Raw genomic sequence first — 11,497 nt, 5'->3', positions numbered from 1 at the left:
CCTGACGTTGCCAATGTATCGTCTGACATTACCAATGTATCGCCTGACATTACCAACTCGAAGAACGCTTTCAACAACAATGGCGTTAACCGTATTTAACCCAATCCCAATTCACGTTTGAGCAAGTTAATCGAATTTGTACCAATGTAACTTTCTACTCTAATCAGCTTGGGTGGACGAATAATGTCTTCAGAAGCTGCTTGGACTGCTGTTTGCACTATGCTAAAACAGGCTTGATCGCAAATAATTACCTCGGCGCGTTTGACAATAGCTTGCAATTTATAACTATCCTGTGGTTGGGTAGTCATGATTAGTAGGTCATCACCTCGTAAACCGTGTAAGATTACCTCCGCTTGATGACCAATTCCAGAACTGAGGCTAACTATACCTACACAGTTATCTTTAGGTAGGGTTTTTAAAAGGTTGAGTTCTTTACTGTAGTCGTAGATATCGAGAGGAATCACCCGCACAGATTTAGGTGCTGCGATCGCTTCCACATCGTTGATAAAATAGCGACTGGTCACTACTGTAGCTGAAGTAGTTTTATCTAGTATGGCGGCTAACTCTTCTATTGCTACTAGTTGTACTGGGATTTGTAATGTGTCTTCTAATTCATAGACCATTAAATCACCAACACCCAAATCTTTAGAAGGTGCTGCAACTATTACCCGCGCACCACAACGTAAACGCCAGTCAATTTCTGCTAAGAATATCTCTCGTGCTTGATTGAGTGAACATCCTTGGCCAATTAGTTCATCCAGGGCTTGCTGCAAAACCTTTGAGGCTTCAGGATGTTTTTGCAAAATGGGTGATTGTAGCCGGCTTCCGCCTTCATGACCTTGGGCGCGGACATAAATTCCTGAACCAGCCAGACTTTCTACAAAACCATCTTCTTCTAGCTGACGGTAAACTTTACTAATAGTGTTGCGGTGTAGCCCAGTTTGCATCGCTAAAGCCCTAGTGCTGGGTAACTTATATCCTGGCGAATATTGCCGAGAGGCGATCGCAAACCGCATTTGATTAAATAGCTGGGTTGATGCGGGAATTTCACTATCTGGCTGAATACGGAATTGAATCATCACCCAAACTCCTGAATACTAGTATCACTAGATCAATTACGTTAGCGTAGCGGGGGGGAGCATCGTTACGAATTACGAATTACGAATTATATTGACTCTTGGTAGTTGAGATTTAATTGGTAATGGACTAAACATACTGGCATAGTTATATCAAATAATCACAAAGCTTTATCAGGTTGCATGGGTAAAAATTATTATGACTGAGCAAGCATTAGATACTAAATTTGTGCAAATTCCGCACAATAATTTACAAATCTCTGCATACTTAGCACAACCCCAAGCACCGGGTTCTTACCCAGGAGTTGTGGTTTTACAAGAGATTTTTGGTGTAAATGAGCATATTCGGGAGGTGACAGCACGCATTGCCGAGTTAGGATATGTAGCGATCGCACCCGCACTATTTGAACGGGTTGCGCCTGGTTTTGAAACAGGTTATACCCCAGCAGATGTTGAAGTTGGGAGAAAATATGCTTGGGAGCAAACTACAGCATCAGAATTATTAAGTGATATTCAAGCCGCCATCAACTACCTCAAAACCTTACTCAACGTGAAGAAAGATGGCTTTGGTTGTATTGGGTTTTGTTTTGGCGGTCATGTAGCCTATCTTGCTGCCACTCTACCTGATATTACTGCAACAGCTTCCTTCTATGGTGCTGGAATACCCACTCGTATACCCGGAGACGGCACACCAACCATTACCCGCACCCCAGAAATCAAAGGCACAATCTATACATTTTTTGGCAAGAAAGATGCTAGTATTCCCCCAGAACACGTCAACCAGATTGCAGCAGAGTTAGAAAAATACAACATTTCCCATCGTGTGTTCGGCTACGATGGAGCTGACCACGGATTTTTCTGTAACCGTCGTGCTAGCTATCATCCTCAAGCAGCAGCTGATGCTTGGGAGCAAGTACAGCAACTATTTGCTACTATTTTGGCAAAATAGAAACTGATCTACTTGCCCATACCACGGTTATAGATTTGTAAACTTAACACTGCTGTTAGTTCAGATAGTGTTAGAGATTCAGTCAAAATTCATAATTTGTGATTTCTCATAGTGAATCAAAAATTTTCAACAGCCTTGCTGAATTACGAATTACAAACTCCGTCGGTATCCAATCAAATAACAACAATTTATTGTCAATTGTCATGAATTCCGAATCGCAACTTTCTCAAAAAGCCAACTCGCCTTTTACGATGGATGATTTTGCTAAGGCGTTAGAAAAACACGACTACCAGTTTCAAAAGGGACAGGTTGTTTACGGTAAAGTTTTTCAGCTTGATCCTGATGGGGCTTATGTTGACATTGGCGGCAAATCGTCAGCTTATATTCCCCGTGATGAGGCTTCTTTGAGAAGTGTTACCGATTTATCGGAGGTCTTACCGTTACAGGAAGAATTAGAGTTCTTGATTATCCGCGAACAGGATGCAGAAGGTCAAGTAACTTTGTCTCGCAAACAGTTAGAAATTCAGCACATCTGGGAAAAATTGGTGCAGATGCAGGAAAATTCCCAGACAGTGCAAGTACGGGTAACAGGTGTGAATAAAGGTGGTGTCACCGTTGATTTACAATCATTGCGAGGATTTATTCCGCGATCGCACTTGGCAGAACGTGATAATTTAGAAGCACTCAAAGGTCAAAATCTTACTGTTGGCTTTTTGGAAGTAGACCGGAACAACAAGAAATTAATTCTTTCTCAGCGTTTAGCAACCCGTTCTAGTAACTTCAACTTATTAGAAATCGGTCAGTTAGTAGAAGGTAAGGTGACAGGAATTAAACCTTTTGGTGTGTTTGTTGATGTTGAAGGTATGGGTGCTTTACTGCACATCAAGCAAGTCAGTCAAAGGTTTATTGAATCCCTAGAAAAAGTCTTCCAAGTTGGTCAACAAATTAAAGCTGTAGTTATTGACTTAGATGAAGGGAAAGGTCGCATTGCTATCTCTACTAGAGTGTTAGAAAACTTCCCTGGTGAAGTGGTAGAAAATCTAGAAGAAGTGATGAACTCAGCAGAAGCCCGCGCTCATCGAGCTACTAATAAACCGGCTGAATAAGCTTTTTTGAATTTATTGCGATCGCTTTTTTTATGCAAGGATGAAGAGAGCGATCGCTTTTTTATATTGATGGTAAAATTTTTTATTTATATTCTTTCATTTGTTGTGCTTTTGCCTGCAATGTGTTCTGCAAAATCCTAATTACTATAGCCTCAACTGAGCAATTTTCAGCGTTGGCTAACTCTTTCAGTTGTGCGTATAAATCATCGGGTATGTTTACGTTTACGATTGCCATTCTTGACTTCACTACAAGAATTTATTGCTCATGGTAGCACGATAGAGCTTGGGGGAAGAGGTGAGGGTGCGATCGCCTTTGGTTTGTAGGTGCGATCGCTTTATTATTTCTACTACCCACCTGTTTCTTAATCCTTCTCTTATGATCGCTCTGACAGCAATTTTAGTGATGTTTTTCGTAAAACCCAATCAAGATAAAGTACAAGAATCTGCATTTTCAGAAAGTTGTTAGCATTTTTGATATTGGCATCACTCAGCACCCATTTACAAAACTTTTCCAGCAGTATTCCAACAACAACTTCAATAGACTTATTTACAACCAAAGGGATTAGTGTTTCTAGCATTACGATTGCCTCAGTAGCTTGACTGAGTTCAATATCGCAATTTTCTTTTGTAGTTATTTATCTGACTTACCTTGACTTAGCCTGACTTACACTGATTTAACTCCACATTTTGATAAAAACTTTGGCTACACTGGCTTATATGTAATTGTGGGAGTGATCAATGTCTATACCAGAGGACTTTCTTAAGCAACTGGAACAATACAGTGAATTGTCGCACCGAGAGAAAGAAGTCTTTCTGGAAATATTCGGTCTTAGTAAGAGTCGAGTCAATGTAGCTCAACAATTAAATATTTCTGAAAGTAACCTCAGCACTTGCCTCACAGGTATTTACAAAAAATTTTGCATCACTGGTAATGGCCCTGTTAAAGAAAGTCGCTTACGGGAGTATCTGAGCAAAAGATATTCACAGCAAAAACCCTCTGGCGATTTAACTACAGATGACGTAGATGATTCTATTGATACCTTAGTGCAAGAAATCCGCAAACATATCAAACCCTACATCAAAGAAAAGTGCGGAACCATGCGGGTATTAGATATGCCTAAACCAATTGAGTTAACAGGAAAACAAGGTATTTACACAAATGTCAATATCCTGGAGGCAATAACAGGACGAAGACGACTAAAAGTTGCGGAACTAATGCAAAGCTCTGATCATGATAACTTTGAGCGACTTGGACTTAGCGGAGTAAAACAGAAACGAGTCTCAGGATTAGAGGTTGTACAGCGTTATAGTAAGCTGATGGTTTTAGGTAAACCAGGAGCTGGAAAAAGCACTTTTTTAAAATATTTAGCAATGCAGTGTATTGAAGGGAGATTTCAAGCAAACAGAGTTCCCTTGTTTATCACTTTAAAAGATTTTGCAGAAGCAGCTAAACAACCAGATATTTTGAAATTTCTTGCTCAACAATTATCAAGCTGTGGGGTACTTCATACCAGTGCGACAGTAGAGAAACTGTTGAAACAGGGTAAAGCATTCGTATTGCTAGATGGGTTAGATGAAGTACGAGAGGAAGACACCAGGCGTGTATTACGACAAATTCGGGAATTTTCTGACCTGTTTCATACCAATCAGTTTGTAATTACCTGTCGTATTGCTGCCAAAGAATACACCTATCAAAGTTTCACAGAAGTAGAAATGGCAGATTTTGACGAAAAACAAATAGCCATTTTTGCTCAAAATTGGTTTCAGTTGACTGATCCAGTTAAGAGTCAAAGATTCATTCAAAAACTAAAGGAGAATAAACCAATCCAAGAACTAGCAAGTAGCCCTTTACTTCTGACATTATTGTGTTTGGTGTTTGGAGATAGTGGAGATTTCCCAGTAAATCGTTCTGAACTTTATCAAGAAGGATTAGATGTATTGCTGAAAAAATGGGATGCCAAACGCAACATTGAGAGAGAGCAGGTTTATAAAAACCTGTCTTTGCAGCGTAAGGAAGACTTGCTGAGTAAAATAGGCTTAACTACGTTTGAGCAGAAAGACTATTTTTTTAAGCAGAAAACTGCCGAAGCATACATTGCTGATTTTATTCGCAACTTACGCAATGCTGACACAGATCCAGAAGTATTGAAACTCGATAGTGAAGCCGTTTTAAAATCTATTGAAGCACAGCATGGACTACTAGTAGAACGAGCAAAAGGCATCTATTCTTTTTCTCACCTGACGTTTCACGAGTATTTTGCTTCAAGAGAAATAGTAGCCAACTCTGCCTATAAAACTTTGGTTGAGCATCTGACAGAGAAACGCTGGCGGGAAGTTTTTTTGCTCACAGCAGGAATGATGCGAAATGCCGATAATTTGATGCACTTAATGAAGTCTGAAATTGATGGACTAATCAGTACGGATGAACAATTACAAGATTTGATGAGGTGGGTAGCTAGAAAATCTTCTTTAGCGACAGTGCCATATCAGCCAGCAGAAGTTAGAAGTATCTACTTACATTTGATAAATCATCTTATTCGGTGTGACTATTCAGATTTTGAAAGTCTTCCTCGTATTTTAGCCTTCGATCTAGCTCTTACTGGTACTTCAGACGGCGATTTTTATAAAGCTTGCGATCCAGAGATTATCGGGATAGGTACTCCAGCCTTGAGTTTTGAAGTTTCTATCTTTTTTGAAGCAAAAAAAATTTGTGCAGTAAGACAAAGCTCAAATACAATCTTTTCCAATCGCTTTTATTTAAATCTTGATTTTGCTCTAGAACGTAACCCAAGCCCTGAGTTACAAATTTTACTTGACAATCTCAAAAGCCAATTACCATCTCCACAAAACAACAGCGAAGCGTTTGAACGCTGGTGGATAACTGATGGTCAGATTTGGAATGAACAGCTTAGAACCGTCATGGTTGAGCATTGCAATATTGGGCATGACTGGCAGTTCAATGAAGCACAAAAAATACTATTGGAACAGTATCACTATGCCAATAAATTGCTAATAAACTGCCTAAATAGTGATTGTTATGTAAGCCGGGAAGTTAGGCAAGAAATTGAAAATACTTTGCTGTTACCAAATAAAAATCAAACATTTAGTATAAGTTGATAAGACAGAAAAAAGTAGATAAATGATATAAAATGCAGTTAATTTCTATCTGTGAAAAAAAGATATTTGCGATCGCACTTTTACTTTTTCCGTTCGTATAGTCAAATTGTGCCAGTTTTTAGATGACAAACTAGGAGTAGCAAGAACCGTTGCTCAACAATTGTTAAGGTCAGGAACATCAATAGGAGCTAATGTTGAAGAAGCACAAGCCGCTCAAAGCAAAGCAGATTTTATCAGCAAGCTCATGATTGCACTGAAAGAATCTCGTGAAACTCGGTATTGGTTAAGATTACTGGTTGCTTCCGAAATAGTACCTCAAGAAAGAATTAGTCAACTCCAAACCGAAGCCGAAGAACTAACAAAAATTCTTGGTGCCATCATTGTTTCCACCAAAAGCTCCACATAACCTCATTCTCACCAATTTTTAATTTTTAATTTTTAATTTTTAATTCCTGAAACGGAGAGGGGGAGATTCGAACTCCCGGAGGTTTTAGCCTCATCCGATTTCAAGTCGGACGCAATCGACCACTCTGCCACCTCTCCAAATAACCTGTCGAGCTACTGCTAATCCTATGTTTGTGGGTTGGCAATAAAGCTGACAGATAATACTATATCCTATCATCTACGCAGATGGTACTACTGAAGGCGAATATCTACGATAAACTACGTGAACGCTCATAAAAAATTTCTTCTGATGCGACTTGGAAATCTTTGCCAACCCAAACTAGGGCGGCTTTGGTAACTACACCCGCCTCTAAGGACACTAGGGAAAAATTCCGTAGTTTCTCGCCGTCATTCTCTACAATCCTGGGTACACGGGCAGCATTTAAGTAAATTATCCCCTCTGGGCTTCTAAAGACTGTTTTTCGCAGTTCCTTCTTAGTGTGTCGTAAGGTATGGTGCATATGCCCAAATGTCACCAAGGAAATCTGTTTACCAATGGTGATACTTAGAGAAATCGCCTCAGCTAAATCGGGGTCGCCAAAGTCGCCGCCTACAGGATGCCAATCTTTACCACAGGGGTCTTCTGGGCGATGCCCTAATCCACTCGGCCCGTTATGACCGAGAAAAATGATTGTGTCACAGGCTGCACTTTTTACCGCCGCAAAGATTTTCTCTGCTGATTCTTCCAAACTTGTCACACCGTAACGGTCTTTGCAGATGTCAGCAAATCTCCATTCATGACCACCCCAACTAAAAGGACGACCCCCTACTACAGTTAAATTCCACTCTGGGAAATCTAGCTTACCGTAACCAACATGAGCTACACCGAGTAAATCGAGTTGTTCCTGTACCCAGTCTTCCTTGGTGCGATCGTAAGGACATTTCTTTCGTCCCCACTCTGTAGCAGTGTACCAAGCGTCGTGGTTGCCCATAACTGCTGCTTTGGGAATGTCCAGGGAAGCGATCGCTCTTACTACTTCCACCGACTCGTTACCAAAATCCCCCACAAATAGCACTAAATCAACACCCAGATGCTTGAGTGCAATGCTATCTTCTGTTTCCCATTGGTCGTGAACATCTCCCACTACAGCAATTTTGAGAGTAGTTATTGATTGAGATTTTTGACTGGTCATGCCACTTTCCTTGCCGTACAACAAATGCCACAAAATCAACACTTCCAGCACTTAACATAACTTTCATGCTCAAACAATGTTCAAAAATGTTACTTTCAGTGTTTAGCACCCCATTTTAAGCATTGTTTTATACTTATCTTTCATACTCAACTAATGCTCATTCACTATTATCTCTCTTTGTACCCTTAACTATGCTTTTTCTATTCGCCCGAACTCGATAAGCTAGTTCACGCATTCAAATTTTCAATAGGCATAAAATTACACTTGCATTGCCGTATATTTCCAATATAGGAAACTCGGCCGAATTTGGATATAAATTAGGGCTATTACCCCACCTACTATTTTTGGTAAAAACTACTATAATTGATTCACAAGATCACAACCTGCAAATTTAAGCAACTCTTAACTGTGTTTACCACTGCTTTAGCTCAACGCGAACAAACTCAACCAGGTGGACTACCACTAGATTTATTTGCCGCTATTGAAGGTCTAAAAAAAGAACTTAACGCGGTGATATTGGCGCATTATTATCAAGAGCCTGATATTCAAGATATTGCAGACTTTATTGGCGATTCATTACAACTAGCTAGAGCCGCAGAAAAGACAAATGCAGATGTGATTGTCTTTGCTGGGGTTCACTTTATGGCAGAGACAGCCAAAATCCTCAATCCTGACAAGTTGGTGCTGTTACCGGATTTGAATGCTGGTTGTTCTCTAGCTGATAGTTGTCCACCAGCAGAATTTGCCGCTTTTAAAGCCGCACATCCCAATCATTTGGTAGTCTCTTATATTAACTGCTCTGCCGAAATTAAGGCAATGAGCGATATTATCTGCACCAGTTCCAATGCTGTGAAGATTGTGCAGCAAATCCCCAACGAACAGCCGATTATTTTTGCCCCAGACCGGAATTTGGGACGGTATGTGATGGAACAGTCCGGGCGGGATTTGGTGTTATGGCAAGGTAGCTGTATAGTGCATGAAACCTTTTCTGAGAAGAAGATTGTCCAATTAAAGATAACTCATCCAGAAGCAGAGGCGATCGCACACCCAGAATGTGAAAGTAGCGTCTTGCGTCATGCCAGTTTTATTGGCTCTACAGCCGCTTTACTCAAATATTGCCAAACCAGCCCTAGCCAAGAATTTATCGTGGCTACAGAGCCAGGTATCATTCACCAAATGCAAAAAGTAGCTCCTAACAAGCACTTTATCCCTGCTCCCCCAGAGAATAACTGTGCTTGTAACGAATGTCCATTTATGCGGTTGAATACTTTAGAAAAACTATATTGGGCCATGAAAAACCGGACTCCTGAAATCACGATGTCAGAAGAAATCCGCATTGCTGCAGTAAGACCAATTCAACGGATGTTAGAGATGAGTTTTTAGATTGATTGGATGTGACTGCATCTACTTCTATCTAAATCTTTTTTTAATAATTTTAAAAACTTGATTTTGAGTAGGTGTAGCAAATTTTTGATATCTTAATGAGGAAAGATTATCGAAGTTTTTATGCTTGACGCAAACACAAATATCATAATTACGGTAGAAACCAAAGAAATCGTTAAAACCCTCAGCAATTTTCTCAATGATATTAAACCTCATCTTGAGAAGATGCTGGACACGGGTATATTAGGTCCTGGCATAAATAATTTAGCTAATGAGTTTGTATTAGGGGTACAGGCAGTAAATACTTTTTTTGCAAATGTCTATAAAATGTGCGTTCAAGCTATTTCTTCTGCTTTTACCGCGATTGGAAGTTTATCGGCAGGTTTCATTAGCAGTTTACAAGCTACTGGCACAAATGCCATAAAGTTTCTTGCAACTCCAGCAGGAACGGTGATTGCAATTGGAGCAGGAGTGTTAGTTGTCAGTGGTCTTGCTTATTTTTCCTATAAGACTTACACTTCTTGGAAAGAGCGACGAGAGCAAGAAAAAGCTAAAGAAAGAATTCTTTTAGAGAAACAGCAGCAGTTAGATAAGATAAAGCAGAAAGTTATTGGCTTGATTGAACAGCCTGAAGCAATAGCTGAGTATTTTAGAAAAGGTACTTTTGTTCGAGAGCTTTTTTCGATTACTGGGATTTTGCAGGAAGAAGTATTACTCTTTAAAAGTGAAATCAGAGAAATATTGAAGTCATTAAGAGAATTTGGATACGGAAGGAAGAATAAATTTTACAGAGAATCTTCTATAAGCAAATGGCTGACTAATCGTTGGTGGGAAATGAGAAGAGATGTGATGGGGCAAAAACTACCTAGTGCTGAGTATATTTAATTATGGGATTATTCCTGGGATTCCGAGTTTGCAACCCTGATAGTTCAACCTGTTCTCTTATAGTAACCTGTTCTCTTATAGTATAGAAGCGATTACTAGCTAGTATAGCTGATAGCCCGCTAACAATTCAGCGCACGGAACGCGGGCAACAGTTTTTGTCTTTAATTGAGTCCGTCTGCGTTTGATGGCCTTCACCGTTAAACCTTCTACATGGAAATATCCCTGCTGAAGATATGAATAGGACTTACGCTTATCAGTGTTTACATACGGCAAATTGCCGTATAAAATTAGAGTTAAAAGCCCATCTAAAATTATCTTGTACTGATATGGCTGATGCAACTCATGGAAAAGCGATCGCGCGGCTAGAGGCTCGTGTCAGCCCAGAAACTAAAGCCCTTTTGCAGAAAGCAGCCGATCTAGAGGGACGTACTCTAACTGATTTTATTATTTCAAGTGTTCAAGCAGAAGCTCTCCGAGTTATTCAAAAACATCAAATACTCAAACTCAGTCTTGAGGATAGCGAAGCTTTCGTCCATGCACTACTAAACCCACCAAAGCCTAATGATGCGCTAAGAGCAGCAGCTATACGATATAAGCAAGTAATGAAAGACTAATGGTTCTCAAAATTGAACCACTGAACGTTCGTAAGCATATCCGCTCAGATTTCTCTTGCGGAAAAGATAGTTTAGACAATTACATACGTAAGCAAGCATCTCAGGATCTCAAAAGACGAGTCGCAACCGTATTTGTCTTAATTGATGAGCCTGAGCTTAATATTTTGGCATATTACACACTTTCTTCATACACTATTGACATTACAGTTTTGGATGAAAGTTTTGCTAAACACCTGCCTCGTTACCCACGATTACCAGCTACGCTACTGGGTCGTCTTGCTGTTGATCATAGACAAAAAGGAAAGCGATTTGGTGAACTCATGTTGGTAGATGCTCTCAAAAAGTCGCTAGATGTCTCTACACAAGTAGCATCGTTGGCTGTGATAGCAGAGGCTTTAGACGAGGAAGCTTTGAGTTTTTATATAAAATATGGCTTTCGACAATTTAAGCAAGATTCGATGAAACTCTATCTCCCTCTGAAATCTATTGAAGAGCTTTATTGAGCTAGTACAGCCGAATAAAACTTTGTAGTAAACAAATCAGAGATATTAGCAATGAAGAAAAGGAAATTAACTTTCACTTAAAGCAATCAAAAAAAGTATAATAAAAAAGAAAGCTGTCAAACATAGACCCACAATTGCCCATGTCCTTTGATTAGCTTTAAAAGCTTCAATACTAGCCCATCTACGGCTTTTCCATGCCCATTCATTACCCTTAATTCCTAGGACAATTAGCATTACAAAGCCTAAATAGGTATGAAGCATAAAAGACCTATCCAAACTTTGTTACC

12 protein-coding genes and 1 tRNA gene are annotated in these 11,497 nt (G+C 39.7%); 9 read left to right on the top strand and 4 right to left on the bottom strand.

Annotated features, from left to right (window positions below; all coding sequences use genetic code 11):
* Positions 1-95: 95 nt before the first annotated feature.
* Entirely contained in the window at positions 96-1,079 is a 984-nt protein-coding gene (locus VB693_RS24330) for a GntR family transcriptional regulator (protein ID WP_190701387.1), read from the bottom strand.
* 196 nt (positions 1,080-1,275) lie between these two features.
* On the opposite strand from VB693_RS24330, the gene VB693_RS24325 reads away from it, so the two are divergent.
* Together VB693_RS24325 and VB693_RS24320 are read left to right on the top strand one after the other, a co-directional pair.
* Complete coding sequence (locus VB693_RS24325; protein WP_323268514.1) at positions 1,276-2,025, top strand: dienelactone hydrolase family protein; 750 nt, start codon at positions 1,276-1,278, stop codon at positions 2,023-2,025.
* Positions 2,026-2,228: 203 nt separating this feature from the next.
* A complete protein-coding gene (locus VB693_RS24320) occupies positions 2,229-3,131 on the top strand; it encodes a S1 RNA-binding domain-containing protein (RefSeq protein ID WP_323268513.1) in 903 nt (300 codons plus the stop codon).
* Between the two features lie 82 nt (positions 3,132-3,213).
* Here the strand turns inward: VB693_RS24320 and VB693_RS29095 are convergent, their stop codons facing one another.
* Positions 3,214-3,366 carry a FitA-like ribbon-helix-helix domain-containing protein gene (locus VB693_RS29095; protein WP_416233417.1) on the bottom strand — a complete coding sequence of 51 codons (153 nt, stop codon included), beginning with the start codon at positions 3,364-3,366 and terminating at the stop codon, positions 3,214-3,216.
* Between VB693_RS29095 and VB693_RS24315 the strand changes: the two genes are divergently transcribed.
* From VB693_RS24315 to VB693_RS24305, 3 genes are all read left to right on the top strand, one after another.
* Complete coding sequence (locus VB693_RS24315) at positions 3,324-3,455, top strand: hypothetical protein (protein ID WP_323268512.1); 132 nt, start codon at positions 3,324-3,326, stop codon at positions 3,453-3,455. The genes VB693_RS29095 and VB693_RS24315 overlap by 43 nt on opposite strands.
* A gap of 414 nt (positions 3,456-3,869) precedes the next feature.
* Entirely contained in the window at positions 3,870-6,248 is a 2,379-nt protein-coding gene (locus VB693_RS24310; RefSeq protein WP_323268511.1) for an NACHT domain-containing NTPase, read from the top strand.
* A gap of 64 nt (positions 6,249-6,312) precedes the next feature.
* Positions 6,313-6,654: a four helix bundle protein gene (locus VB693_RS24305; RefSeq protein ID WP_323268535.1), complete on the top strand. Its 342-nt coding sequence runs from the start codon at positions 6,313-6,315 to the stop codon at positions 6,652-6,654.
* Positions 6,655-6,706: 52 nt separating this feature from the next.
* Here the strand turns inward: VB693_RS24305 and VB693_RS24300 are convergent.
* Positions 6,707-6,791, bottom strand: a tRNA-Ser gene (locus tag VB693_RS24300).
* 110 nt (positions 6,792-6,901) lie between these two features.
* Positions 6,902-7,825 carry a TIGR04168 family protein gene (locus VB693_RS24295; protein ID WP_323268510.1) on the bottom strand — a complete coding sequence of 308 codons (924 nt, stop codon included), beginning with the start codon at positions 7,823-7,825 and terminating at the stop codon, positions 6,902-6,904.
* Positions 7,826-8,233: 408 nt separating this feature from the next.
* Here VB693_RS24295 and nadA point away from each other — a divergent pair, with 408 nt between their 5' ends.
* From nadA to VB693_RS24275, 4 genes are all read left to right on the top strand, one after another.
* Positions 8,234-9,208: a quinolinate synthase NadA gene (gene nadA / locus VB693_RS24290; RefSeq protein WP_323268509.1), complete on the top strand. Its 975-nt coding sequence runs from the start codon at positions 8,234-8,236 to the stop codon at positions 9,206-9,208.
* A 123-nt stretch (positions 9,209-9,331) separates the two neighbouring features.
* Entirely contained in the window at positions 9,332-10,093 is a 762-nt protein-coding gene (locus VB693_RS24285) for a hypothetical protein (RefSeq protein ID WP_323268508.1), read from the top strand.
* A gap of 233 nt (positions 10,094-10,326) precedes the next feature.
* Entirely contained in the window at positions 10,327-10,707 is a 381-nt protein-coding gene (locus VB693_RS24280) for a DUF1778 domain-containing protein (protein WP_323268507.1), read from the top strand.
* On the top strand, positions 10,707-11,210 hold the full coding sequence (locus tag VB693_RS24275; protein WP_323268506.1) for a GNAT family N-acetyltransferase: 504 nt from the start codon (positions 10,707-10,709) through the stop codon (positions 11,208-11,210). Before VB693_RS24280 ends, VB693_RS24275 begins: the two co-directional genes overlap by 1 nt.
* Positions 11,211-11,497 lie beyond the last annotated feature (287 nt).

Source organism: Anabaena sp. UHCC 0399, from assembly GCF_034931465.1.
In the GTDB taxonomy this organism is placed as follows: Bacteria; Cyanobacteriota; Cyanobacteriia; order Cyanobacteriales; family Nostocaceae; genus Trichormus; species Trichormus minutissimus.
Note: the sequence above shows the minus strand (reverse complement) of the source record. Positions and strands in the feature narration are given on the sequence as shown.